Source organism: Pseudoalteromonas sp. SCSIO 43201 (assembly GCF_023716725.1).
Lineage (GTDB): Bacteria > Pseudomonadota > Gammaproteobacteria > Enterobacterales > Alteromonadaceae > Pseudoalteromonas > Pseudoalteromonas peptidolytica.
Genome location: NZ_CP072683.1, coordinates 3,399,400 through 3,424,446 on the forward strand (window position 1 = coordinate 3,399,400; position 25,047 = coordinate 3,424,446).

Below are 25,047 nucleotides of genomic sequence, written 5' to 3' on the forward strand. Positions count from 1 at the left end.
ATGAGCCTACCGATTATTGATACCCACCTACACTTTTTTGATTTGGCACAGGGTCAATACTCTTGGCTCAAGCACAATCCACCAGCTTGGCCGAACTTAGCGCAGATCAGGCAAAATCACCACCTCGCAAGCATTCCTGCTCATGATCGATTTACTTTGGCTGGGCTGGTGCATATTGAAGCCGGTTTTGATAATCAACATCCTATCAACGAGCTGCATTGGTTAGCACAAACTCTCACAGGGTTTCCATTTAAAGCCGTTGGCTACGCACCGATTGATGCCCCCCCAAAACAGTTTAGTGCAGCCATTACTCGCCTCATGACGCCGACGCTTGTTGCAGTAAGAGATATTACGGAAGGCGCAGATAGTCGCCGTTTGCATACGCCTTGGCTGCAAGAAAATCTAATCTACCTTGCATCATTGGGCTTGCATTTTGAAGCGCAGTTAGCTTTCTCACAGTGCGACACAATAGAATTATTACTGACACTGGCACAGCGCCACCCTCGCCTAAAAATCGTGTTTAATCATGCAGGGTTTATAGAACAAACACAACCATGTACGGCTGTCTTACAGCGGATCAGTACCTTAAAGAATGTCATGATTAAGTGCTCCGGCCATGAGATGCTCCAAAACCCGATGGCGCTGGACAAATGGCTAAGCCACCTCATTGACCATGCTGGTGAAGATAGCTTAATGTTAGGCTCAAATTATCCGGTCTCATTGATGCAAAAGCACTACTGGCAAGTTTGGCAAGACTATTTTAATGTTATCGGACTCTCATCGACTTGGCACAAGCTGAGTCGAGAAAACGCCAGTAAGTGTTATCACTTAAGAACGGATCTGGACTAGATCATAAGCTACCAACTCAGGGACTATACGCTGTAGTTTTTCTTCCGTTTTATCCAACGAGTTTAAGCACTCACAATACTCTTCGGCTTTTTCCTCTAACTGATGGGCTTTTTTCTGTAGTGACTTGTCTATCTCTTTTGAGATGATCTCCATACGCTGCCCCATATCATTAATCCTATCTTCAATATTGCCTTCTCGAGACTTAAACGCATCACCTAAAGAAACGAGGATCGACCCTAACGAGCCATGCACAGCAGAATGAATTTTTTGGCTAATTTCCTTAGTAAAAAAATCATCAATTTTTGACAATGATTGTGGTGCGATAAAAAAGAAATCATCACCGCGTTTGAACTTGTCCATGAGTGCACGTTCAACATATTGCAGCTGAGTTTTGAGTACCTCGGGCTCTTTATCTGACATACCTTCGACGACCTGCTCAATGGCACTTAACCCTAAATTGACCCCATCCGTAGCTAAGTTAACTAACTCTGGTACCGTATCTCGAATACCTAGCGAGTATTCACGAACCACAGCCTCGCCTTGTTGGTCAAGCTCAATCCAGCGTCCAAGAATAAAAAGCTGGCTATCGTTGTTGATTTGAATACGCGTTTGTCCGTCGTCAACAATTCGGATTTCATTATCCGTAATAATAAGACCATGTCCAAGCTCAACGTCACATTTACTTTTTGCCTGTACCGAAGTGGTCAATACTGCACAAGACACGGCTATCGCACTGATTAATCGATTCACATGGCCTCCTGTGTAGTATATAAGAAATAAAATACTTCGAGAGAGTAGCAAAATATCAAACATTCCCAAAGCCATTTTAGATAGATGAAAACTGCGTGCAGGTCGAAAGAATTAATGTAGAGTGAAATGTATAAACGATAAGTTAGTTATCTGCCTACCACGCTAAGAACTGACTACGGGGTAGGCCAAAAAGCGACAGTAACGTGCTTACTGATAGTAGCGCACTAATCGAACAAAGGCATCCGATGTTTTATTGGTTGGGTTATTCTTACCATCCGCAAACTGATATGCCCACGCAAATGTTGGCTGACTCGCTTGCGTCGTTGCAGACCAATAGTTGTTACTTTTTGTCGTAGGAAATATTGTGGCATTGACAGCAGGCGCAACACATTGATGTAGTACAATACTCGCCAATTCCTTGATATTTGGCACATGCCAATCGCTAAAATCTGCAAAGCTGTCTTGGCTGGCTGCTATTAATGCTTGCTGCCATGTTAGCTGCTGGCTATCCCCTTCACAGTTTTGTGAAGTGCTATTGTAACTTTGTCCAAAATTACAACGCTGCCACATTAATCCAGTTTGACTATCGAGTATCGTGCCATTCGCATTTACCGTATAACGGCTTGTATCCGTCACTGTACCAACACACGTTTGGGCGTAGCCTACAGTTGAAAATAATATCGTGAGTAGCATCGAAATCACATGCTTCATAGCGCTCTCCTTATGGGTTTCTAACCAATCTCACAAATGCCTTACTCGACTTTTCAACCGCAAAATCGTTACCAGTATCCATGTCTATCACATAAGCACGTCGAAGCGCTATTCCTGTGCCATCTAAACTTGATTGCGTCGTCCAATAGTAGCGGTGCCCAAGTAGTGCAGAGGCAGGCAAATTGGGAAATAGTGATTGATCAATAACCGCCGAGTTTGCATAGCTAAAATCCAACAAACCAAGCAGCTCCATGTACGTTGGTAAACGCCAATTATTACCTCCACAGTAGCTTTGCTCTCCAGTGGCAGGGTTATTAACTTCATCAATTAGCGCTTGAATTCCACAGTGGTTATCTTGCGGGCAGCTGGTATTCGCCGTTGATTGCACACTGCCTTCCGCAAATGTGCCATCTACAGATAACGCCCAGGTATAACTATTTTGTGCGTTGCGTGTAGAGGTATTCGGTAACGTCCCAGCACTGGCCTCTTTTACTTCCCAGATAAGTCCTGACACATTGTCTCTAATACAGGCAAAGTCAGTCGCATCATCAGGTAACTCATCAGCAAACTGGTTCAGCTTGGTAAAATCAAATCCGGCGTTACCTCGACCTTCTTTCGCTACTTGCGTTGCAAAATAGTCTCGCCCACGTAAGGCGTCTTGACCACTAAAGCTATCGCTGTTGCAGGCAATTGCAGTATTGTTGTCGTAGCAAGCAAGTTGACCACTATCATTGAGTTTACCCAGTGGTTTTTTCTCAATATCAACGACCACATTATCGGTCGCAGTGCGGTTTTGCGAGTCTGTTACTGTAAGCTCGAATTCAGCTTTTGATAACACATTTTTATCTGGGGCAATAAAACTGGTCACACAATCATTTGGTGCACTTAACGAGACAGTGGTTGTGGCTGGTATTTGCCTCCAACTACACTGCTTTTGACCAGACACTGTATCACTTTTAGAGCCATCTAGCGTCACCGTATCAAAGGCTTGTACCTGCTGATCACTTCCTGCATTCGCGACCACGACTGGGGTATTAGCTAATAATCCCACTGGAAACTGATTACTCGCCTGCCCTCCTTCATCATCGGTGACAGTCAACTTCCACACTGAGGTTTGTGCCGTATCTAACAGAGGATGGATAAATGATAATGTTGCATTGTTCAGACTTGACGGCTGTATGGTGTTGGGACCACTTAGCTGTTGCCATTGATAGGCGACAATCTGACCGTTTTCATCTGGATCGGAAGATCCCTCGCCGCTAAGAGTGATGGTATCTTGATATGTTGCAGGTAGTGTCTCAGGCGCTGTTTGCGTAATATTGACCAGTGGTAGTTGGTTATTAGACTTAACAGAAACCATCACCTGATCGCTGGCAAGACTGCCATCTGGCGCAACATAATCCACTTGGATTAATAAATCGACATTAGCCTTAACATCTGGCGCAACGAAGCTTGCTTGTTGATCTGTGATGGGAAACTCACTCACTGTCGCACCAGACACAACTTGCCAGTTAAACGTTCCCCCTGCAGGAGATCCTGTAGCATTCAAAGTAACGTCGGTCTTTTCAGTTACTTCTTGATCCATTCCAGCGTTTACCGAAGCGCTCACTTGTGTAGGCTCACTACCACCTGAGCCTCCGCCACAGCCGCTAAGTAGCAACGCTAATAAACACCAACTTCCCCTAAACGCTGTCATATAATCCCTATTTAAGTTACAAGTAACTCTCTTGATGTATGCGAACAAACAACTTGGTGCCCACTTTGCTGTAATCTACTTTATACTCACGGCCATCTAACGCTTGAATAAATAGCAAGCGCTTCACTTCCCCAAACACATCAACGCTTGCAACATGGACAACTTCTAGGTAGCGCTCTTTCGCTTCTCTTCGGTTTCTTGGTAGCTCTTCCTTAAAAGGCACCAAGCCATTGGCCGTCACCATGATTTTTGGGTGTGCTTCACCATTAACAATCACAAGATCTAATTTCTTCTCTTTGTGAATAATGGTATTGCGCCCACTTTTAATATAGGCCGTCTCTAAGCTCATATTGGTGTATCCTGTTACATCTTCAATGGGTGGTATGTTCTTCTAACAATGCGTTTACCACCTCTTTAGGGTTTAGTTTCCAGCGGTTTAACATGGCTGAAAATTGCCAAATATCCCTGTCTAAAGCGGTCGCAGGCAAAAGTAAATCATAACCTGTAACCGTTTTTAAATTATCCATTCGGTTTGCAAACATTGCCATTAAACCAGTGTATTCTTTACCAGCTTTGGAACGATAACTTGTATCTTCTATTAACCATTCCGATGGGCAATTGCCATTTTCACAATGTATTTTAACAGCTTGTAAAAAAATATGCCGCTGTTCTATCAATAATTTACCCGCAAGCCTCGGGGTTAGATTAATTAAAAATGCGTCAATATCATTAAGTTTAATACCAACTGTATTTAACTCAAGTGTTTCAATACCTTGTTGCACGCTCGGTATGCCACTTGAGTGAAAGTTTACAATAGGAAGAGACCAAGCTCCATACTTGTGTACATAGCTAAACTCTTGTTCATTAAAGCATAAACTAAAGTAGGGTTGCTGACTTTTCAAAAAACCGATAAAGATAGCGACTAGCATGGCACTCGCTAGAAATATTTCGATAATCGAAATAGGCGTGCCACGAAGATTGACAAAAAGCATGATCACCACCAGGCCGATGGCACCGACAAGCATAAATTCAGCACCGTGTCTGTTTGCTGTTGCACGTAATTTAGCTTCAAGCATACGTATACCAAGTGTAAAAAAAGTACATAATGATCGCCCATACTACCAATTTACGTATTGTGATACACCGTTTACAAGAGTGACTGCTTTTCATAATATTTAATTTAGGTACAAATACTTAAATTGAATTAGATTTTCGTTTAACGCACAAATTTACAGGATATGCCGTCGAGTTTGCTAGCCTTTATTTTTGTAAACTAGAAACAAATTATAATCTGGGTCACCTATATGCGTCATCAATCAGGGAAAGCACTGTTTCCTTTTATTATTATAGTGCTAGTCGCGATCAGCGGCTATTTATATTTACCAGCATCCCAAGGAAAAGCAAATGGCAGAGCAGTATCGGCAACACCGGTTCAAGCACACACAGTAGCAAAGGAAGAGCGTGTCATTACCGTTAATTCAATTGGCTCTGCACGCGCAAATCAAGCCATAAACGTAACCAGCGCGCAAAGCGATTACATTGCGCAACTGTACTTTGACGACGGAGCTGTAGTAAAGCAAGGCGACAAGCTTGTGCAGTTACGTGACGCAGAAGAAAAGCTCGACATAAAAGCGTTAAAAGTGACGCTAAAAGAAGAAATTCGACAGCTTAACAGACTCAAAGATCTCGCCAAAACCCAATCTGCGGCCCGCTCGCAGTTAGAGGCACAATCAGCTAAAGTAGACTCATTAACTGCGCAGCTTGAAGCAACGAAGACCAAATTGGCAGAAATGACTGTGTATGCACCTTTTGATGGCTTACTTGGTACTCGAAATGTTTCAATAGGTAGCTTCGTTAATAATAGTACCGTGATCACCACATTAGATGACATCAGCATCATCAAAGTTGACTTCCAGGTTCCTGAGAAATACCTAGCTCAACTGCAACTAGGTATGCAAGTGAGTGCAAATAGCGAGGCCTATCCAGCACAAACATTTACCGGAAAAGTATCCCATATAGATCCGCGCATCAATGAACAAACTCGTTCAGTACGTGTTACAGCAAGTTTTACCAACACAGAATATAGGCTACGCCCAGGTATGTTGCTGCACATCGCACTTGAGCTGGCGAGATTTGAAGCCCTTGTCGTCCCAGAGAAAAGTATTATTCCACGACAAGACAAGCATTATGTCTTTATCGTTGACAAAGAGGGCAAAGCCCAACAACGCGAGGTGCACTTGCAAACTCGCTTTAGCGGCTGGGTTGCGATTGATAAAGGCTTAGCAGAAGGCCAACAAGTGATCACCGAAGGCACATTAAAAATCCGTTCAGGATCAAAAGTGGAAATTAAGGGGTAACACGGCGTGAAAATCACTGATACGGCGGTTAAACGCCCGATCTTCGCGATCGTAATAAACTTGCTATTACTGACCTTTGGTCTGGTCGCATTTACTATGCTACCGCTTCGAGAGTATCCAGACATTGAAAGCCCCATAGTTAACGTAAGTACTAACTACACGGGCGCTTCTGCGGAAGTCGTGGAGACCAAAATAACCCAAATTCTAGAAAACCATATTTCTGGTATTGAGGGTATAAAAAGTATTAACTCGAGCAGTCGCAGCGGTAGCTCAAATATCACCATAGAATTTAACATCGACCGTGACATTGATGCAGCGGCAAATGATGTGCGCGAGCGAGTATCACGAGCACTTGATAGGCTACCAGAACAAGTCAGACCCCCAGAAGTATCTAAGTCCAATAGTGATGATAGCCCCATAGCTTGGTTTGTATTAAACAGTGAAACTATGGATACGTTGCAACTGTCCGATTATGCCCAGCGCTTTATAGTTGACCGCCTCGCTGTTGTTGATGGCGTGTCTAATGTTCGCATTGGTGGCGAGCGTAAATACGCGATGAAAGTTTGGCTCAACAGACAAGCCATGGCGGCTCGAGGGATCACCAGCAGTGACATAGAGCAAGTATTACGTCGAGAGAACGTTGAACTCCCCGCCGGTGAGATTGAGTCTCTTGACCGCGACTTCTCGGTAAGGATTGCCAGAAGTTATAAAACGCAAGACGACTTCAACAACCTTGTTATTAAACGAGGTGAACAAGGTTACTTAGTAAGATTAGGCGAAGTTGCTGATGTACACCTTGAAGCGGCTGATGATGAAAGTACTTTCCGAGGCAATGGTAAAAATATGATTGGCCTTGGGATTGTCAAACAAGCCAAAGCCAACACTTTGGAAGTCGTTGATAATGCGCGTAAAGAGCTTGAAAAAATCAAGCGTAATTTACCGCAAGGTACCACAATCCAAGACAGCTATGACTCTTCTATTTTTATTCGAGAATCTATCACTGAGGTATATCGTACCTTAGCGATTGCCATGATTTTGGTGGTGCTGGTTATTTACATTTTCCTTGGCAATATCCGTGCAACTCTTATTCCCGCTGTGACAGTTCCTGTGGCCCTCGTCGCCACTTTTATGTTCTTACTTGCCATGGGCTACTCCATTAACCTCCTTACCTTGCTTGCACTTGTACTAGCAATTGGCTTAGTGGTTGATGATGCCATTGTAATGCTAGAGAACATTTATCGTCGCATTGAGCTTGGTGAGCCAAAATTACTCGCAGCATACAGAGGGGCACGGGAAGTTGGCTTTGCTATTATCGCCACCACCCTAGTGCTGGTTGCGGTATTTATCCCTCTCGTATTTATGGACGGTCGTATTGGTGCGTTATTCACTGAGTTTGCTTTTGCAGTAAGCGCAGCTGTCTTGTTCTCAAGTATTACCGCGTTAACATTGTCACCAGCGCTGTGTTCCAAGGTATTAAAGCCAAGCAATAAAGAAAACCGCTTTAGTCAGTGGATGGATAATCAGTTTAGTCGACTTGAGCAAGCATACCGTCGTGTATTACAAAGAAACTTGACGCGAAAATATAGTTTGATCGTAATGCTTGCACTAGCTGGATTTACTAGTTACAGCTTATTTCAACAAATCCCATCAGAGCTCACGCCAAAAGAAGATCGCGGTACATTTTTTGTCATGATGAATGGCCCCGAAGGCGCAAGCTATGAAAATAACGCCGAGAATATGGCCAAAATCGAAGAAAGATTGCTGCCATACGTCGAATCCAACGAATTAAGCCGTGTTCTTGTCCGTGTCCCTGGTTGGGGTGGCCAAGGAGGTGTTGCGATTATTGGTATGCCAGACTGGGATGAACGCAAACGCTCAACGTGGGAAGTCATTGATGAAATCAGTGGTAAAATGCAAGAAGTCACTGACATTCGTGCATTTGCCATCATGCGCCGAGGTATTGGTGGCGGTGGCAATGCTCGCCCCATCGAATTTGTGCTTCAAGGAAACGACTACGATGAATTGGCAGCATGGCGCGACCGTATACTTGCCCGAGCACGGGATAACAAAGGACTGGTTCGCTTAGATCATGACTACAAAGAAACTTTCCCGCAGTTTCTGATCAGTATTAATAAAACCAGAGCTGCCGATCTAGGTGTGTCCGTCAATGCAATTGGGCAAACACTAGAAACCATGCTTGGACAACGCCGCGTAACTACCTTTATTGATCGAGGTGAGGAATACGACGTCATTCTAAAAGGTACCAAAGCAGACTTCTCTGCGCCTGACAATATTGCTGATATTTACGTTAAGTCTAGAAGTGATGCGCTGGTGCCTTTAGATAGCTTGATTACGATAAAAGAAGAAGCAACCGCAGCACGACTGAATCGCTATAACCGTATGCGTGCAATCACTATCACCGCCAACCTTGCTGGTAACTATACGCTTGAACAGGCTCTGGACTTTTTAAATAAAGTTGCCGCAGAAGAAAATGACATAGATGGTGCTATTGATTATAAAGGTGAGTCTCAATTATTTTATGAAGGCGCATCAGCAATGACTTACGTCTTTATTCTTGCGCTCACCGTGACTTTCTTGGTCCTAGCGGCACAGTTCGAAAGCTTCGTGCACCCTTTAGTTATCATGTTGACTGTTCCATTGGGGTTAGTCGGTGCTATGTATGGACTATTCTTAACGGATAGTACATTAAATATCTACAGCCAAATTGGCATCGTTATGCTTATTGGGCTAAGTGCTAAAAATGGTATCTTGATCGTTGAATTTGCCAATCAGCTTCGTGATAAAGGAATTGTATTTGAGCAAGCAATAGTCGATGCCGCAGCACAACGACTTAGGCCTATCATTATGACTTCGTTAACCACTGTGATGAGTTCTATTCCGCTGGTGTTTGCTACTGGTCCTGGGTTTGAAAGCCGTATGGTTATTGGCGTCGTGATCTTTGCAGGTGTAAGCGTTGCGACCATTTTAACGTTATTTGTGATCCCAACGGCTTACACTTTACTGGCGAAAAAGACCCAATCTCCAGAAGAGACGAGCAAGCGCCTAGAAGAGCAATCTCAACAATATCCAGAGCAGGAGATGTAGATGGCAAACTTACAAACCGCAACCTTTGGTGGTGGCTGTTTTTGGTGCATTGACGCGGCATTTCGCCGTGTCAGTGGCGTCGAAGCAGTAACATCGGGATATGCTGGCGGTCATACGGATCAGCCTACGTACCAAATGATCTGTCGTGGTGACAGTGGACATGCTGAGGTGGTGCAGCTGCAATTTAATCCTGATAAGGTCAGCTTTATCACACTACTTGAGATGTTTTTTACGCTACATGATCCGACCCAGCTTAACCGTCAAGGCAATGATATAGGTACACAATATCGCAGCGTGGTGTTTTATCACAACGAACAGCAGCAACAGCAAACTCAAGATTATATAGCGCAGCTGCAACCCCAGCTACCTGAGAAAATTGTAACCGAAATAAGTCCAGCTCCGATCTTTTATCCTGCAGAGCAATATCATCAGGACTACTTTACTGAGAATCCAAATCAAGGATATTGCAGTGTGATGATAGCACCCAAGGTTGCCAAGTTCGAAAGCCGATTTGCGGCAAAATTGAAAAACTAAATGACTCGATGTTTAGAAAAGCCGAGTGCGCCATGCACTCGGCAACAGAAACTACGGTAACATAGGTACTGCAAATACATAGAAGCTTGTTTGACCATCCTTAATACGTAGATGCCCTCGCATAACTTCCATCTCTAGGTTTGCTGTATCTCCAGGCCTTAAATTGTCCAGCCCTTTGAGCGGTACAGTCCCAGCCCCGATAAGCTGCACATTGTGTTTAATCACTTGGGGAATATCCTCGCTCATATCCACACCTAGGAACTCAAAGACATCAATTACAATGCGACTAAATTCAGTATAAAGTTTATCAAAGATCCCTGGAGTCAAGCGATCCATCAGATCTAGGATCCATGGTAACTCAACCTCTGTGGTAACCACAGGTTTAAAGCTTGAAATCAAAGGGTCTAACTCAAGCTGCTGAGTTCGCACGTCATACTTACCCTTAATGGTAACATTCTCATTATTAATATGAACATGAATATAGATATTCATACCAAGCTGTTTCTTACGAAATTTGGCGTAAGACTTTAAGTCGAATCCATCAATTAAAACTGGTACTTTATTTTGCCCATCCACACGACCTGCAATTTTCATGTGCATAGTGCCAAATAAGTTTGTGGTGTGGCTAACTTTAGTCGCGCTCGCTTGCGCCGCAACCGTATTTACTATATCTGTGGTTAACTCTTTATAGTTATGCTCAACATTAGAAAATTGCTGATGAATAATCGCTGAGACCTGATCATACATTGCTTTAGGCCCTTGGCTAGAAGTCGTCCTACCTGTAGACCAACATTCCCCTCCAGTATAAATCACAGGCACTGACACAGGGGTCAAATGATCATTACCGGGGTGGCGGTAATACAGCATGCTTCGGATCTGACGGCAAGTCTGGGACTGGGCATTAAACCAGGCAAAATCACCACTCATTGCTTGTGTAGTAACATCGGGTTGTGTCGCTAAATCTACTTCACTGGCATAGGCGGACGTAACCAACCCTAGGCCAACTAGTCCTAATAAAAATGACTTCATACTCTTTTCCTTGAAGTTGTTAAATGCTAGCTCGTCTTTATATTTCAATACCCCTTGCTGTCTAACCAATTTATGCCGTTAAAGATAGCCAATTAACTAAACACTCCAGCTGTAGTAACAAAAAGTTTAACCAATAATAAAAACGAGATTTATTATTAACAAAATTTCACTAAGATTGCTAGTTACAAATGTAATTTGTACCTATTCACTTAATTAAGTGACCTATTCTGAGCCAAGAGATCTTGTCGAGCACCAGGGAGACTTGCTTTCAGCTGTTCTGAGTAAGAAGTTTTTAACGCAATTAGCGTCTGATTTACTCCTTAAACTTGAACTAGTAGTAAGACTAATTGATAACACAACCGAAGCAGCTAACTTTATAGGTAAGAAAAATGAGATTAAAGATTAACCTGATAATCAGGTTAATCTTGATAAAAGTGGATAGACGCGAGCTTTATTTTATCTTCAAGCACGATTGAAGCCTGAGGTTAAAAGCGGTAGCTTACCCCAACGTATGCCTGTCGACCCGGTGGTTTATAACCGAGTAGCGAGCCATCTTTCGCTTCCCCAGCAGTTGCATTGAAATAGCGCTTATCAGTCAGGTTTTCAATGCGTCCTGTTAGTTTGAACCTATCGAAGAAAGTATAGTTTGCAGCTAAATTAAATACGGTATAAGACGGTAACGTTACAGTATATGAGCCTTGGGCTCCCCATACTTTATCGTTGCGCTCACCACGATGCACTAACGTCAGGGTTGCATCCACATCTTGCCATGTTTTACTGATCGTATAGGTCAGCGTGCGTCTAGCACGACGCTGCAATTGCTGCTGTGTTTTTGCATCCTTTGCACTAACGTAACTGGCATTGAGTGTATGTTCAACTCCAAAACTATCTTCAACTTCAACAACTAAATCTGCACCTTCAAAATCAGCCCGTTCAATATTAAACGGTACGTACTTCCAATCGCTATTCGGTTCATAAACGATTTTATCGGTGATGCGATTATCATACACTGCCGCTTCAATTCGAAAACGCTCATCACTATAAGTAACGATGATTTCGCTATTTTTTGCCTCTTCAGGGCTCAGATTAGCGTTAGGTAAATAATACGGGCTATCGATAACAAAAGTATGAGATAAAGAAGGTGCTCTAAATGCACTACCATGATTGAATTTTACGCTCAGCCCATCCGTAACTTGTTTACCTAGCGCTAAGGTGTAGGTATTTGCTCGACCGTGAAAGTCATAGTCATCAGTTCTTAACACGACCTCTGCTAGCCAGTTTTCATCATTATAAAAACCGCCAAATGCCACTGAGAGATTGTCACGCTCAGATTCTGAAAACGTAGCGGTTGATTCACCAACATCTTCATTTAAAAACGTTATATTACCCGTTAAGCTCAATGCTTCACTGATATGATACTGAGATTGATATTCAAATTGTCCACGCTTTGTTACATAAGCGTTGTCATCAGCACTACTGCCTATTTGAACATTTTGCTCTTTTCCTAGGCTATAAGAAACATGCTGACTAAGTTTTTCGGAACTTCTTTTCCATGCTAATTTATTGGTATAGTTATGAAAACGGTAGGCATCACTTCCCCAAGCATCGTATTCACCTTCACCCTCACTGTACTGTGAGCGAAGGCTAAAAATACCACTTTGCTCATCACCATACTGTAAAGTTAAGCCTGCGTTACCGTTATAATAACCATCGCGGTCATGGTTTTTACCGACGATAGCCTGAGGATCTTTTTCAATTACGTCATAGCCATCAGTATGGCTATACCCCGCATTAGCTGACAGAGTGAACTTATCTTTTTTATAGCTTGCTGTTGCTTCAATATCAGAATAATTGTGACTACCCGATGTTAACGTAATGGTGTTGTGGTTACCTTCACGACTGATAATATTAATCACACCAGCAATCGCATCAGAACCATAAATTGCCGCCTTCGCACCACGAATGATTTCAATTCTTTCAATACTATTTAATGGAATATTCGTTAACGAATTATCACCCGAGTTAGCGTCAGTAACTCGTACACCATCAACTAAAACCAAGGTATGCTTGGCATCATTACCGCGTAAAAATAAGCTCACGCTTTGGCCGAAACCACCATTTCTCACGGCCTGAATACCGGCGACATTGTCAAGTAATGAAACCACATCTTGCACATTGCTTTTTTCGATGTCGCTACGACTGATCACCGAGATCGCGGCAAGTGCACTTTCAAGTGGCTGTTCAAATTTGTTCGCCGTGACTGTGATGTGTTCAATATTTTGATCTGCAAATACAGAAAAAGAGAGCGCCGCAGTGATGGCTGCGCTTAGAGCAGTTTTATTTAACATGGTTTCCCCTAACTTGTACCCACCGTACAAGAACACAAAGTGACTGTCTCAAGGCCGGTCTCCGGGCTCAGTTAACTTGGATTTGCATATTAACTCTACCGTTGCGGGGGCAGCGCAGGCATTGAACCGATCCACACTAAATAATACACCTGATTGTGATACTTTCGCGTACCTAGTATCAAGACTATTTAGTTGTTCCCTTGTGTTCGCACCAACTTCCCGATTATCTATGCACTTGGCAACCAAACTAGGTTGTGCATAGCACCTTGAAAATTCGTGGCTATTGTCTTGGGTTTAGAAGGAATTGTCAATGGACGTCTAGAAATCTAAAAGTGCAGCGTGCTGCACTTTTAACATAGGCAAGGTTAATCGCGGAAGTTTTTAAACTGGAAAGGCTGTCCTAGCTCTGCGCCACGGATAAGCTGCATAGTTTCTTGTAAGTCATCACGCTTTTTACCAGTTACACGAACTGTATCACCTTGAATTGAGGCCTGAACTTTAACTTTTGAGTCTTTGATCAACTTGACTAGCTTTTTCGCCATGTCTTTATCGATCCCTTGTTTAAGGGCAACTTTACGTGACACATATTTGCCCGAACGCTCAATGTCTTTTAATTCAAAACTTGCTACATCTAAACCACGTTTGGCTGCTTTGCCAACAAGCATATCAAACAACTGCATTACTTGTTGTTCTGCTTCAGCTTTTAGGTTGATCACCTCTCCTGTTAACTCAATAGAGGCATCAACACCACGAAAGTCAAATCGAGTATCAAGTTCACGAACCGCGTTGTCTACGGTATTTTTTGCTTCTGTCATTTCTATTTCAGATACAATATCAAATGAAGGCATGCTTCTCTCCTAAAGTCGTTTTGGCTGGATTATAACAGTTTATACTCTGTTTGAGTTATTTTAAGTTTTTACCCTATGTATGTTCACCCAATGGCCAGTTTTCAATGTTATACTGCCGACTTAGTCATGTAGAAGTGGAATGAATTGTGACACGGCGCGTTTATAAAACCTTGCTAATTATTTCTTTAATCATATGTACTGTGCTATTTGCTAAGGAAGTGAGCTTGTCTCCAAGGCTATTTCCACATGTCGATAAAGTAGCGCATTTTGGTGTCTTTTTTATACTCGCTTTTATCTCGCACCACGCATTTAAGTTTAAGGTTTGGTTTCACTTACTCCTGCTTTCTTTATACGGTGCGGGAATAGAGTGGATGCAAGACTCACTGCCCTACCGTCAAGCATCAACAGCAGATTTTATTGCTGATGTTGCCGGTGCGCTCAGCTACTTTGTGTTATTTTATTTTTGGGCGCGCTGGCGTAAAAAGCAACATGGCTAGTATCCACATTGTTGGTGATGGTGCGATAGGCTTGCTACTGGCTCAACATCTGAGTCAGTCTCATCACGTAACCTTGATCACACGAACAAAACGTGCTGTAACCTACCACTACCAGCAACAAAGTGACACTCAAGTAATAGCATGCCAACATACACTATCAACTGAGATCCCAGCAAAAAGCATAGACACCCTGATTATTCCTGTTAAGGCTTACCAAGTCGTTGACGCTATCACTGAGCTCTACCCAAAGCTATCTGCACATGGCAGCTTGATCTTAAGCCATAATGGCATGGTTGATTGCTCAAAAGAACTGGCAAAATTAGGTAGCAATCAGTCAGCTTACTTTTTAAGTACCTCTATTGCAGGATACAAGATTAAAGATACGGTATACCATACAGGCCAAGGAGCGACTTGGTTTGGCCCTCTAAATTTGTCAGCTCAATGTCATTATCAAAAGCTATTTTCACAGCTGTTTGGCACATTCAAAAATGCTCAAACCACTTCTGACATCATGCCAATCCTTTGGCGAAAGCTCGCTATAAATATTGCTATTAACCCATTAAGCGCACTTGAACAAATCAAAAATGGTCAGCTCAGGCAGCCCAAATATGCGGCCCGAATACTCAATTTAATGAATGAAGTACAGTTTATAGCTGCAAAGGCTGGGGTTAACGTAGCACTGAACGAGTTACTGACGCTTGCCTACACCGTGATGATGCAAACAGCAGAAAATCGCTCTTCGATGAATCAGGATATCGCGAATAATAGACGCAGTGAAATTGATGCCATGTGTGGATATATCTGCAAGTTAGCTGCGAAGCAACATATTACCGTTCCTTATAATCAGCAACTGCTCGACGAAGTAAAGAAATGTGAGTTGAATACCTCAGTATAAAAACCTATCCACGCTCTGCTGGCAACTTAACGTTTATGTCGTTCACCAACAATAATTACGCTATTCATCTATTGGGTGAGCCGCATGCTCACCCAACACGATAATACTAGTTAAGCTAATCGGTATAAGGTTCTTTATTTTAAGGACGATACACCTTTACATTGGTGTAGCCATTTTCATGCAAAATAAGCGCTTGTAGTTGGCTCATTACGCCTTTGGCGCAATATAAATAGTATTCTTTATCTTGTGGTAAATCGCCAAATTTGGTGGCTAACCTAAAGAAAGGTAAATGGATGACCTCAGCGCCTTCGAGTTCTAGCGGGTTTGCATCTTCTTCATCTGGAGAGCGAATATCCAGCACTACCGCGTTGTCGGGTAATTCGCTTACCGACTCAGCCTCTTTGACCTCTTCTTTTGCTTCAACTTCAATGTCACGAATATCTTTCACTGTGGCATTTGAAACCACGGTGTTTAACACATCAAAATCAAACTTTTCTTCTTCCGCTAAAATTTTATCAAGCTGTGCTTTGACCGTCGGTTTTTTAGAGATCACACCGCAGTATTCCGGCATCGCTTCAGCCATTTCATTGGTACCAATAGCACGCGCGATACGAATGATTTCTTCTTTATCATGCTGGATGAGCGGTCGTAGGATAAGCATTTCGGTAACACGGTCAATGACATTGAGGTTAGCCAGTGTTTGACTTGATACCTGGCCGATACTCTCACCGGTCACAATTGCAGGGATCCCCAAACGTTCTGCAACCACGGTACCAGCGCGCATCATCATGCGCTTCAGAACCACGCCCATCTGCCCACTTTCGACGTTTTCAAGAATTTCAGCAACAACAGGTTCAAAGTCAACCGTGATAAACTTCACTTTATGCGTTGAGCTAAACTGTTTCCATAAATAATGGCTCACTTGCTTAACCCCTATCTCATGCGCCGCGCCGCCCAAGTTGAAGAATAAGAAATGAGTACGCGCCCCTTTTCTCATCATTTGATAGGTCGCAACACCTGAGTCAAAACCACCGGAAATCAAAGAAAGCACATCTTCTTGCGTTGGCAATGGGAAACCACCCAAACCAAAATGCTGATGGCGGACGATATAAGCTTTATCGTCTTTAATTTCAATTTTTACCGTCACATCTGGTTTTTTCAACCTAACACTTGCGCCCTCAATGTTTTGGTTTAATCCCCCCCCGACATAACGCTCGACATCGCTTGATGTAAATTCATGCTGACCTTGGCGTTTTACGCGAACGCAGAAAGTTTTACCTACAATTAGTGGTGCAACTAGTGCAAGCGTTTGCTGATAGATATCATCAAGCGTTTCAAATTGGGTCTCTTGCACCTCAATAAATTGCACGATCCCAGGTGTGCGCTTGAGATTATCAATTAACGCCAAGCGCGTTTTTTCATCATCGAGCTGACTGGTCACTGAGATGTTGTCCCAGTTATTTTTAACTTTTACGTTTTCGTCAACACGCACCAACAGCATTTTGATGTTTTTCTCTAATACTTTGGTGAAGCGCTTACGGACAGATTTGCTCTTAATAGCAATTTCAGGGTGTAATTTGACGATAAATTTAAGCATAAAAGTCACTCTACTACAGGTCGATTATCGGTTGCGATGCTGCTTCGATTTGACCAAAGAGGACGATATCGTGGCGCACACCGGCCGAGGGACGGTTCGGGCGCGCGAGTATATCAAATTCAGAAGCGATTAGGAAATAATCAACGTATTTACTATCAATCTTCACGTGCAATAGCGAAACCTAGCTCTGTCACTTTGATAATAATTAAGCAATACTTGGTAAGCTTGCCTCAGCTAATGCCTGATAATGTTGCTGTAATTGCGTTATTTTCGGCATACTCATTTGCGTAGCATAAGGTTTAAATAACATGAGCACCTTGACTATGCCATTGTATATATCTTGCTGTTCTAACACGCCCGTCATTCGCCTTGCTTTCACATAAGGCGTCCAAAAGCTCACGGTCATTTTTAGCATATGGGCGAGCTCTTTTGCATCAGCGTCATTAATCGTGATAACCCCCGACTCTCTCAGCCCAATCACCACCGCTTTTACTTGCTCTAGTAGGCGAGCTTGAAACGCAATATAGTTTTTCTTTAGCTCATCATCTTTGGCTAAAATATCTGTCAAATTGTCATAGAAGAAATGATAGCGCCACATTAAGTCAAACAATGAGTCTAGGTAGAGCGTTAGTTGCTCAAGCGGCTCACTATGTTGCTCTAAAGGCTTAAAGTGTGTATTTAAATGCTCGCTATACAGTGCGAATATCTGCCTGATAATGTCTTCTTTATTTTTAAAATGATAATACAAATTGCCTGGGCTAATACCTAAACTAGAAGCAATATGGTTGGTCGTAATAGCGCGCTCTCCATGCAAGTTAAATAAAGCAATGCTGGTACGGATTATTTTTTCCTTGGTATTCATTACAATTCTCTATGATTGTTGAAACTTACTGAGCCCTATCATTTTCGTCTTGAGCGCCCTTGATAAAAGTAGCACTAATTTTACCCTGAGATAAGCACCATGCCGACAGAGCTGACCAGTGTTTTTTGAAAAAAACCTTGCTACCATACAAAAAAATTCAACACAGTTATGCTCATGAAAGTCACAGCACTCTACCCAGGTACATTTGATCCATTAACCAATGGACATGAAGATTTGATTAAACGAGCCGCAAAGATGTTTGATACTGTCATCTTAGCCATTGCCCACAATCCAAATAAAAAGCCATGCTTCTCTTTGGAACAACGTGTTGCTTTAGCTCAAGAAATTTTAAAATCGCACGAAAATGTAAAAGTCATTGGATTTTCTGGTTTATTGGTAGATTTAGCTAAAGAACAACAAGCCAACGTTTTGATCCGTGGCATTAGAGCGGTATCTGACTTCGACTATGAATTTCAATTGGCAAATATGAACCGTCGATTACACCCAGATTTAGAAAGCGTGTTTTTAACGCCGTCTGAAAAGAATTCATTTATCTCATCAACTTTGGTAAAAGAAGTTGCCCTTCACAAAGGTAATGTCAGTGAGTTTGTTCACCCACTGGTCGCCAACGCGTTAGAGGAAAAATTACACGGATGAAAAAAAGCCTATTATCCCTTGCTGTATTGATGGGTACATGTGCTCATGCCTCACCATGGATAGAAGTATCCCAGAGTGAGCTTAAGCATAGTATAGACCTGCTCGTTGCGCAGGGAGTGATCAATCGCCCAGTGAATCAATACCCGCTACTGTGGAGCGGAATTGTCAATGATCTTGCAAGTGTTGATGATCGTAACTTATCGCAAAATGCAAGCTTCGCGTTAGCCCACCTGCGCCATGCACTAAAGCAAGCAAAAAGAGAACGCTATAGCAGTGTAACTGCTCACTTCAATGGTGCTGACGTACGCTCGACCGGCTTTGGACAACGTCATGATGCTCGTTCTGGGGTACGCAGCTTTGGGATCATCACCGGCAAGTCTGTCAGTGCCAAGGTCGCGGTTAACTACACAGATGAAGGCCAAGATGGTAAATATGTGAATCATCATGGTAGCCATATGGCAGTGCTATTTGGTAATTGGTCACTCAGTGCTGAGCGCTTAAGTTACTGGTGGGGGCCAAGCAATGAAAATGCGCTGATGCTTTCTAATAATGCAGCACCGATGAAAGCAATCCGCTTAAGTCGAGCAAATAATAACTATAGTGGCCCAAGTTTTCTGTCTTTTGTAGGGCCTTGGCAAGTAACCGCTATCATGGCAAAACAACGCCCAACCATCAGCAACAAAAAAGAAGGTGATTTCTGGGGGTTTCGAGCCGCTGCTTTTCCTATTCAAGGATTGGAGCTGGGCTTTAGTACCACCTACAGTGATTTTGTGTATCAACAACAAAACCTTGAAAGTGAAAAGCAATCACAACGACTCACCAGTGTTGATATAAAGTACTCCACTCGCTTAGGCGACAGACCATTTGCATTTTATGGTGAATTTGCGGGAGGAAACGACAGTGGCGCTTTGCCAGATGAGCCAATGTTTACCTTAGGAGTAGAGAGCTACTGGGGCAACACAACTCACCGCCTAAAAGGCTTTGTTGAGTATTCAGATACCAATATTGAGTGCAAAGATACCCTTACTCTGGCACTTTGCCCAAGAGATAACAGCCTCGACTTAGCGAATTACCAAGAGCGAGGCTTATGGCTCGGCGCCAGCACAGGGCTAGGCGCAAAAAGCATCACGGTTGCGCTAGACTATTTTAGTACCAATGGCGTAGGTGCCTATGCAAAATTAAAGCGCATTGATTATGAAACTCAAGACCTCGAACGAAACCAGTTGGAGCTTGGGTATCAACAAGGTGTATTTGGTACACTTGCTAAAGTTGGTGTAACTGCTTGGCAAGATAAATCTTTAGCAGAAGATGATAGTCATGCTGCTTTGACATTAAGCGTCGAGTATCAATTTTAATGAGCGGCTAAAGCCGCTCATTTATTTTCATTCGCGTAATCAGGCATACCAAGTCGGTTTATTCTGGCCATTAGCTTTTTCAGCCCAAGCCAATCTTTATCAATAATCAAAGTAATGACAATCGCGCAATCACAAACCAACACAGCAACGGAATAAACACTCCAAAACCACCACTGCTCGCGGGTCTCAAATACCCCTAAATCTATATATAACCCCAAATAAAGTAGCGAGTTAATCGCTAGAAACAAAAAGACATAGTGCAGCGCAGTACACCATGGTACTTTCAGCTTATAATTTATCCCGATTAATAAAACAATGGTAAGTAGGTCATAAAAAAACCACAGTAGATAGAGAGTGTGATCAGCTTGGGTTAAATCAAGGAAAACGTTACTACCCAAGTAAGACAGCGCAACAATGCCACTGGTAACAATTAAAGAAAGGTTATCTTTTATCTTCAGTAAAAAAAACAGTAAGTTTAATAGGAAGCCGGTCACAAGACCGACCACCACTATCGAGTCAAAGAAGATACCAATTTTTGTAAGATCAAAATACATAGATTATTTTGATCAGGACTCGACTTCTTTCTATACATTAGCAGAATCTTGGATCCTTAATAAGAATACCGCCACCGCCGCGAGCACCTGATACTTTACCTAAAACAGACTCAGTTAAAATTACCTTATCAGAAAGTAACTTTACTTGACTAGTTGTTTTTGCTTGGTTTTTTCTAGCTAAGATGGCTTTTTTCATGATTTCCCTCAAAAATACAAAATATCAATTCAACTCCTAAACAGAGTCGTCTACAAAATTATCAGGAAATATCAAGCACACAACATGCCAACATTCACACAAAATTAACATAAAACAAGTCAACTTATAAAAAACGCGCCAGATAATGCGCGCCCTTACCCAATACCTGATGACTATTAAGCCACAAATTTACATGGAATACTTAAGCTAGATGATTGTTTTATAATGAAATCCATAGCAATTTCATCACAATTATCTTTTCGCAAGCACAGCTCGCAATCCTTCATGACTTTTTCAGGCAAACTGTCTTTAGTACAGTTATTAAAACCTTGCTTTGTGAAAAAACCTGGCACTCTAGTGAGTACGATTATCCGATTAAGCGCCAACTTTTTGGCTTTCTCTAATAAGTGCTCAACCAACCTTTGACCTTGCCCCTTCACATTGCAATTGGGATTCACCCCCAAAGAGCGGATCTCAGCAAGCCCAGTGTCATAGATATATAACGATGCACATCCTGTCACTTTGCCGTCAACTTCAGTCACTGCAAACTCATTAATACTATGGATCATGTCACTCTTGGCTCGAGGTAGGTTTTCCCCCACCTTTGCCCAGTACTGTATAAGCTCCGCTATCGCTTCGACATCATCTAAATTGGCATCACGAACTTGAATTTTTCGCTTTTTTTTTGCCGCTTTAATCGCTTTTGTCACTTGCGGCAAAGAAGTGCCGCCTAATGCTTGGCGGGCGGCAATACATGCGTCAATTTCAAGTACAGGATATACATCTTTTTCGATCACTGAACATACCTGCTGAAACTCTTCGATACTCAAGTTCTCAAGATTTTGTCCTTTGCTAATTGCTAACTGCACTAACTCCCCAACAATATGATGACCTTCTCTAAAGGGGATCCCTTTAGCAACAAGATAGTCAGCCAGCTCAGTTGCGTTAGCATGTCCTCCTTTGGCTGCTGCAAGCGTTTTGTCACCATTGACTTTAATGCCTTTTACACACGCTTCAGCCATATGAATACAGGCAAGCCAAGTCGGCATGGCATCAAATAAACCTTCTTTGTCTTCCTGCATATCTTTATTGTATGCAAGTGGTAGTGCTTTTAATGTCATCATCATGGCACTGAATGCACCAAAAACTCGCCCCGTTTTGCCACGGATTAACTCCAATGCGTCAGGGTTCTTTTTTTGAGGCATAAGAGATGAGCCTGAAGTTACACTATCCGCCAGCTCTATAAACCCTGACTCACCAGAATTGTAAAAAATCAAATCTTCAGAAAAACGGGATAAATGTATCATTGAGATAGAAGCACAGCTTAGCAACTCAACGACAAAGTCCCGGTCAGATACCGCATCTAAACTATTGCGAGCAGCTTCTCTAAACCCAAGGTTGACCGCCAGTGCTTGACGGTCAATGGGATACGCAGTGCCAGCTAGTGCGCCTGAGCCTAAAGGGCACACGTTCAAGCGATCTAAAGCATCATGCAGCCGTGACTCATCTCGCTCAATCATTTCTACATACGCCATACACCAATGACTAAATAAAACTGGCTGTGCACGCTGCAAATGAGTATAACCTGGCAAAATGGTACCTAACTCTTGCTCAGCCAGCGTGACTAGTGCCTGTTTAAGCCCGCTCAACGCATTTAGTAGCTGCTGCGCCGTTTTTCGACTCCACAATCTAAAATCAGTCGCTACCTGATCATTACGGCTTCGCCCTGTGTGCAGCTTTTTACCTAAATCGCCAACTTTGTCGATTAGTTTAGCTTCAACATACGAATGAATATCTTCATATCCAGCCCTTGCAACGCTATGAGGATCAGCAAGCACCTCATCCAACAGTAGCTTAAGTGCTGAAACAATCTGCTGGTGCTCACCTTCACTTAATATGTCAACCTGCTTCAGTGCTCCAGCCCAAGCGATAGAACCAACAATATCTTGTTCTGCCAACTGATAGTCAAATGGCAAAGAATCATTAAATTGCTTAAATGCTTCATCAGGACCTGATGAAAAACGGCCGCCCCATAATGCCATTTTATGCTCCTAATTTATTGCTGTTTTAGTTTGTTTAATGCCGAAATACGGCTAGACAGAGAGAAAAGACGAATAAAGCCTTCAGCATGTGATTGGTCATACACGTCATCCTCACCAAAGGTTGCGAAGTCCTCGCTGTACAAGCTATTTATTGACTGCTTTTGAACGGCCTGCACATGGCCTTTATAAAGCTTAAGTACCACTTCCCCTGTTGCTTGTTGTGCGAATGATTCAGCCGCTGCCAAAATAGAGTCTTTGAGAGGCGTAAACCAACGACCGTCATAAACGAGATGTGCAAACTCCTCACTCAAGCTGGCTTTCCATTTACGGCATGATTTATCTAGAACTAGCTCATCTATGGCTTGTAAAGCAGCCATCATCACTGTGCCTCCCGGTGTTTCATAGCAACCACGAGATTTCATACCAACTAATCGGTTTTCAATAATATCGACCCGACCGACACCATGCGGCGCCGCAACCTCATTGAGTTTCACTAAGCATTGATATGGAGAGTAACGCTCACCGTTAACCGCTGTGATCTCCCCTTTTTCGACTAATAATGACACATATTCAGGCTTATCTGGTGCCGCTTCAGGGGAGTTTGTCATAGTCCACACTTGTGAACTTGGTTCATTCCACGGATCTTCTAATTCCCCCCCTTCATGGGAAATGTGCCACGCATTGGCATCACGGCTATAAATTTTAGTGGCAGAGGCAGCACAAGGAATATTTCGCTCGGCCAAGTAATCGAGTAACGACTCTCGACTTGATAATGACCATTCACGCCACGGTGCAATCACTTTAAGATCAGGGGCAAGGGCAGAAAAACAAGACTCAAATCGCACTTGATCATTCCCCTTACCGGTGCAGCCATGAGCTAAAGCATCAGCGCCAACTTTGCGTGCAACCTCCACTTGTGCTTTTGCGATAATAGGACGAGCCATTGAGGTACCAAGCAAATAAGTACCTTCGTAGGTTGCGCCTGTTTTCAACGTTGGATAAATATAGTCGCTAACCATTTCTTCTTTTAGGTCGACGACATAACAAGCAGATGCACCTGACGCGATTGCCTTTTGCTCCACTCCGGCAAGCTCTTCTTCGCCTTGACCGACATCCGCAACGAATGCAACTACTTCACACCCATAGTTTTCTTTTAACCAAGGGACAATCGCTGATGTATCTAAACCACCCGAATAAGCCAGTACAACCTTATTAATCTTGCTCATGTTTCTCACCTCAAACGTAATCTTTGTTAAACAGCGATACCAACAGTGCATTTTGCGCATGCATACGGTTTTCTGCTTGTTGAATAATTTTTGACTTTGGCCCATCCATTACTTCAGACGTAATTTCAAACTCACGGTGGGCAGGCTGACAATGCAGCACAGTTTGTGCACCGCAAGCCTCCAGCAATTGCTGATTGATTTGGTAGGGCATAAATGTGTCTTTAACTTGCTCAAGTGGTGTCTGATTTCCCATTGATACCCAAGTGTCAGCGTAGAGTACATTTGCCCCAGCTGCCGCTTCCACTCGGTCACTGACTAATACAGATGCCCCATTTACCGCAGCAATCTGCTCTGCTTGTTTAACAATTTGGGCATCAGGAGAATGGCCTTTTGGACATACAGCAACAAAGTCACTACCTAATGTCGCTGCAAGCAGCATCAACGAGTGAGTAACGTTATTCCCCTCACCAAGGTAAGCAATTTTGATTTGGCTGACATCCTGATAGGTTTCAAACAAGGTAAGAAAGTCAGCTAAAGCTTGGCATGGGTGGTAAAGATCGCACAAGCTATTGACTACAGGAACAGATGAAAACTCCGCCAATGTTTCAAGCGTACTGTGATGATTGACTCGAGCAACTAATCCATCAGCCCATGTTGCGATGTTTAAGGCAAAATCTTTTACAGACTCACGCGCTCCCATGGCGCCATTTTGCTGGTCAAGATAAACGGCATGACCTCCTAATTTGTGGATACCAATATCAAACGAAAGTCGAGTTCTTAAACTCGGTTTTTCAAATAAGGTAACGATAGATTTCCCGGCAAGGACTTGGTTATATTCTTGTGGATGATCCTTTATATTTTTTGCAAGTTTCAGCAACGCGATTACTTTGGCTTGATCTAATTCCAAACCGGTTAAAAAGTGTTTTGTCATGGTTTTGA

General features: G+C 42.9%; 23 protein-coding genes and 1 riboswitch. Of the genes, 8 read left to right on the top strand and 15 right to left on the bottom strand.

Annotation, left to right across the window (positions count from 1 at the left end; genetic code table 11):
• Complete coding sequence (locus J8Z24_RS14780) at positions 1-849, top strand: amidohydrolase family protein (RefSeq protein ID WP_252094905.1); 849 nt, start codon at positions 1-3, stop codon at positions 847-849.
• On the opposite strand, the gene J8Z24_RS14785 is transcribed toward J8Z24_RS14780, so the two are convergent.
• From J8Z24_RS14785 to J8Z24_RS14805, 5 genes are all read right to left on the bottom strand, one after another.
• Complete coding sequence (locus J8Z24_RS14785) at positions 829-1,599, bottom strand: YggN family protein (RefSeq protein WP_128729816.1); 771 nt, start codon at positions 1,597-1,599, stop codon at positions 829-831. The genes J8Z24_RS14780 and J8Z24_RS14785 overlap by 21 nt on opposite strands.
• Before the next feature lie 207 nt (positions 1,600-1,806).
• Positions 1,807-2,310 (bottom strand): Lcl C-terminal domain-containing protein, encoded by a 504-nt coding sequence (locus J8Z24_RS14790; RefSeq protein ID WP_128729815.1) that lies wholly within the window; start codon positions 2,308-2,310, stop codon positions 1,807-1,809.
• Positions 2,311-2,320: 10 nt separating this feature from the next.
• Complete coding sequence (locus tag J8Z24_RS14795; RefSeq protein ID WP_176032558.1) at positions 2,321-4,006, bottom strand: Lcl C-terminal domain-containing protein; 1,686 nt, start codon at positions 4,004-4,006, stop codon at positions 2,321-2,323.
• A 16-nt stretch (positions 4,007-4,022) separates the two neighbouring features.
• Positions 4,023-4,355: a hypothetical protein gene (locus J8Z24_RS14800; RefSeq protein ID WP_125252155.1), complete on the bottom strand. Its 333-nt coding sequence runs from the start codon at positions 4,353-4,355 to the stop codon at positions 4,023-4,025.
• Positions 4,356-4,377: 22 nt separating this feature from the next.
• On the bottom strand, positions 4,378-5,082 hold the full coding sequence (locus tag J8Z24_RS14805; protein WP_125252156.1) for a DUF2982 domain-containing protein: 705 nt from the start codon (positions 5,080-5,082) through the stop codon (positions 4,378-4,380).
• A gap of 228 nt (positions 5,083-5,310) precedes the next feature.
• Here J8Z24_RS14805 and J8Z24_RS14810 point away from each other — a divergent pair, with 228 nt between their 5' ends.
• From J8Z24_RS14810 to msrA, 3 genes are read left to right on the top strand one after another with little or no spacing between them, the layout of a single operon-like run.
• Positions 5,311-6,363, top strand: a complete 1,053-nt coding sequence (locus J8Z24_RS14810; RefSeq protein ID WP_147389874.1) for an efflux RND transporter periplasmic adaptor subunit — start codon at positions 5,311-5,313, stop codon at positions 6,361-6,363.
• Positions 6,364-6,369: 6 nt separating this feature from the next.
• Positions 6,370-9,468, top strand: coding sequence for an efflux RND transporter permease subunit (locus J8Z24_RS14815; RefSeq protein WP_252094906.1), 3,099 nt, complete (start codon positions 6,370-6,372; stop codon positions 9,466-9,468).
• Entirely contained in the window at positions 9,469-10,002 is a 534-nt protein-coding gene (gene msrA / locus J8Z24_RS14820) for a peptide-methionine (S)-S-oxide reductase MsrA (RefSeq protein ID WP_128729811.1), read from the top strand.
• 51 nt (positions 10,003-10,053) lie between these two features.
• Here the strand turns inward: msrA and J8Z24_RS14825 are convergent, their stop codons facing one another.
• The 3 genes from J8Z24_RS14825 to J8Z24_RS14835 all read right to left on the bottom strand — a co-directional run bounded on the left by J8Z24_RS14825 (position 10,054) and on the right by J8Z24_RS14835 (position 14,227).
• Positions 10,054-11,031 carry a hypothetical protein gene (locus J8Z24_RS14825; protein ID WP_176032557.1) on the bottom strand — a complete coding sequence of 326 codons (978 nt, stop codon included), beginning with the start codon at positions 11,029-11,031 and terminating at the stop codon, positions 10,054-10,056.
• A 485-nt stretch (positions 11,032-11,516) separates the two neighbouring features.
• The gene (locus J8Z24_RS14830) at positions 11,517-13,379 is read right to left on the bottom strand and encodes a TonB-dependent receptor domain-containing protein (protein WP_252094907.1); all 1,863 of its coding nucleotides are present in this window, start codon (positions 13,377-13,379) and stop codon (positions 11,517-11,519) included.
• Between the two features lie 46 nt (positions 13,380-13,425).
• A riboswitch (cobalamin riboswitch) is annotated at positions 13,426-13,651 on the bottom strand.
• A gap of 93 nt (positions 13,652-13,744) precedes the next feature.
• Complete coding sequence (locus J8Z24_RS14835) at positions 13,745-14,227, bottom strand: YajQ family cyclic di-GMP-binding protein (protein ID WP_128729809.1); 483 nt, start codon at positions 14,225-14,227, stop codon at positions 13,745-13,747.
• A gap of 146 nt (positions 14,228-14,373) precedes the next feature.
• Here J8Z24_RS14835 and J8Z24_RS14840 point away from each other — a divergent pair, with 146 nt between their 5' ends.
• Positions 14,374-14,724, top strand: a complete 351-nt coding sequence (locus J8Z24_RS14840; RefSeq protein ID WP_176032556.1) for a VanZ family protein — start codon at positions 14,374-14,376, stop codon at positions 14,722-14,724.
• Positions 14,717-15,619: a ketopantoate reductase family protein gene (locus J8Z24_RS14845; protein ID WP_176032555.1), complete on the top strand. Its 903-nt coding sequence runs from the start codon at positions 14,717-14,719 to the stop codon at positions 15,617-15,619. Before J8Z24_RS14840 ends, J8Z24_RS14845 begins: the two co-directional genes overlap by 8 nt.
• 139 nt (positions 15,620-15,758) lie before the next feature.
• Here J8Z24_RS14845 and thiI read toward each other — a convergent pair whose 3' ends face one another.
• Together thiI and J8Z24_RS14855 are read right to left on the bottom strand one after the other, a co-directional pair.
• On the bottom strand, positions 15,759-17,216 hold the full coding sequence (gene thiI, locus J8Z24_RS14850; protein ID WP_125253792.1) for a tRNA uracil 4-sulfurtransferase ThiI: 1,458 nt from the start codon (positions 17,214-17,216) through the stop codon (positions 15,759-15,761).
• A 205-nt stretch (positions 17,217-17,421) separates the two neighbouring features.
• A complete protein-coding gene (locus J8Z24_RS14855; protein WP_125253791.1) occupies positions 17,422-18,078 on the bottom strand; it encodes a TetR/AcrR family transcriptional regulator in 657 nt (218 codons plus the stop codon).
• Positions 18,079-18,252: 174 nt separating this feature from the next.
• Here J8Z24_RS14855 and coaD point away from each other — a divergent pair, with 174 nt between their 5' ends.
• Together coaD and J8Z24_RS14865 are read left to right on the top strand one after the other, a co-directional pair.
• Entirely contained in the window at positions 18,253-18,735 is a 483-nt protein-coding gene (gene coaD, locus J8Z24_RS14860) for a pantetheine-phosphate adenylyltransferase (RefSeq protein WP_125253790.1), read from the top strand.
• Entirely contained in the window at positions 18,732-20,090 is a 1,359-nt protein-coding gene (locus J8Z24_RS14865; protein ID WP_252094908.1) for a capsule assembly Wzi family protein, read from the top strand. Before coaD ends, J8Z24_RS14865 begins: the two co-directional genes overlap by 4 nt.
• 17 nt (positions 20,091-20,107) lie before the next feature.
• Here the strand turns inward: J8Z24_RS14865 and J8Z24_RS14870 are convergent, their stop codons facing one another.
• From J8Z24_RS14870 to J8Z24_RS14890, 5 genes are all read right to left on the bottom strand, one after another.
• Positions 20,108-20,644 carry a hypothetical protein gene (locus J8Z24_RS14870; RefSeq protein ID WP_147389882.1) on the bottom strand — a complete coding sequence of 179 codons (537 nt, stop codon included), beginning with the start codon at positions 20,642-20,644 and terminating at the stop codon, positions 20,108-20,110.
• A 37-nt stretch (positions 20,645-20,681) separates the two neighbouring features.
• Positions 20,682-20,840, bottom strand: coding sequence for a hypothetical protein (locus tag J8Z24_RS14875; protein ID WP_167508256.1), 159 nt, complete (start codon positions 20,838-20,840; stop codon positions 20,682-20,684).
• Positions 20,841-21,016: 176 nt separating this feature from the next.
• The gene (argH, locus tag J8Z24_RS14880) at positions 21,017-22,882 is read right to left on the bottom strand and encodes an argininosuccinate lyase (RefSeq protein WP_147389883.1); all 1,866 of its coding nucleotides are present in this window, start codon (positions 22,880-22,882) and stop codon (positions 21,017-21,019) included.
• A 14-nt stretch (positions 22,883-22,896) separates the two neighbouring features.
• Positions 22,897-24,108: an argininosuccinate synthase gene (locus J8Z24_RS14885; RefSeq protein ID WP_252094909.1), complete on the bottom strand. Its 1,212-nt coding sequence runs from the start codon at positions 24,106-24,108 to the stop codon at positions 22,897-22,899.
• Between the two features lie 10 nt (positions 24,109-24,118).
• Positions 24,119-25,039, bottom strand: a complete 921-nt coding sequence (locus tag J8Z24_RS14890; protein WP_125253785.1) for an ornithine carbamoyltransferase — start codon at positions 25,037-25,039, stop codon at positions 24,119-24,121.
• Positions 25,040-25,047 lie beyond the last annotated feature (8 nt).

What these genes read in the sequence shown, in the direction of transcription:
- thiI (WP_125253792.1), bottom strand. Translation starts at nt 17,216, where the DNA reads ATGCTTAAATTTATCGTCAAATTACACCCTGAAATTGCTATTAAGAGC.
- J8Z24_RS14825 (WP_176032557.1), bottom strand. Translation starts at nt 11,031, where the DNA reads ATGAAGTCATTTTTATTAGGACTAGTTGGCCTAGGGTTGGTTACGTCC.
- J8Z24_RS14835 (WP_128729809.1), bottom strand. Translation starts at nt 14,227, where the DNA reads ATGCCTTCATTTGATATTGTATCTGAAATAGAAATGACAGAAGCAAAA.
- J8Z24_RS14885 (WP_252094909.1), bottom strand. Translation starts at nt 24,108, where the DNA reads ATGAGCAAGATTAATAAGGTTGTACTGGCTTATTCGGGTGGTTTAGAT.
- J8Z24_RS14875 (WP_167508256.1), bottom strand. Translation starts at nt 20,840, where the DNA reads ATGAAAAAAGCCATCTTAGCTAGAAAAAACCAAGCAAAAACAACTAGT.
- J8Z24_RS14865 (WP_252094908.1), top strand. Translation starts at nt 18,732, where the DNA reads ATGAAAAAAAGCCTATTATCCCTTGCTGTATTGATGGGTACATGTGCT.
- J8Z24_RS14870 (WP_147389882.1), bottom strand. Translation starts at nt 20,644, where the DNA reads ATGTATTTTGATCTTACAAAAATTGGTATCTTCTTTGACTCGATAGTG.
- J8Z24_RS14780 (WP_252094905.1), top strand. Translation starts at nt 1, where the DNA reads ATGAGCCTACCGATTATTGATACCCACCTACACTTTTTTGATTTGGCA.
- J8Z24_RS14810 (WP_147389874.1), top strand. Translation starts at nt 5,311, where the DNA reads ATGCGTCATCAATCAGGGAAAGCACTGTTTCCTTTTATTATTATAGTG.
- J8Z24_RS14830 (WP_252094907.1), bottom strand. Translation starts at nt 13,379, where the DNA reads ATGTTAAATAAAACTGCTCTAAGCGCAGCCATCACTGCGGCGCTCTCT.
- J8Z24_RS14890 (WP_125253785.1), bottom strand. Translation starts at nt 25,039, where the DNA reads ATGACAAAACACTTTTTAACCGGTTTGGAATTAGATCAAGCCAAAGTA.
- J8Z24_RS14795 (WP_176032558.1), bottom strand. Translation starts at nt 4,006, where the DNA reads ATGACAGCGTTTAGGGGAAGTTGGTGTTTATTAGCGTTGCTACTTAGC.
- J8Z24_RS14790 (WP_128729815.1), bottom strand. Translation starts at nt 2,310, where the DNA reads ATGAAGCATGTGATTTCGATGCTACTCACGATATTATTTTCAACTGTA.
- argH (WP_147389883.1), bottom strand. Translation starts at nt 22,882, where the DNA reads ATGGCATTATGGGGCGGCCGTTTTTCATCAGGTCCTGATGAAGCATTT.
- J8Z24_RS14805 (WP_125252156.1), bottom strand. Translation starts at nt 5,082, where the DNA reads ATGCTTGAAGCTAAATTACGTGCAACAGCAAACAGACACGGTGCTGAA.
- J8Z24_RS14845 (WP_176032555.1), top strand. Translation starts at nt 14,717, where the DNA reads ATGGCTAGTATCCACATTGTTGGTGATGGTGCGATAGGCTTGCTACTG.
- coaD (WP_125253790.1), top strand. Translation starts at nt 18,253, where the DNA reads ATGAAAGTCACAGCACTCTACCCAGGTACATTTGATCCATTAACCAAT.
- msrA (WP_128729811.1), top strand. Translation starts at nt 9,469, where the DNA reads ATGGCAAACTTACAAACCGCAACCTTTGGTGGTGGCTGTTTTTGGTGC.
- J8Z24_RS14800 (WP_125252155.1), bottom strand. Translation starts at nt 4,355, where the DNA reads ATGAGCTTAGAGACGGCCTATATTAAAAGTGGGCGCAATACCATTATT.
- J8Z24_RS14855 (WP_125253791.1), bottom strand. Translation starts at nt 18,078, where the DNA reads ATGAATACCAAGGAAAAAATAATCCGTACCAGCATTGCTTTATTTAAC.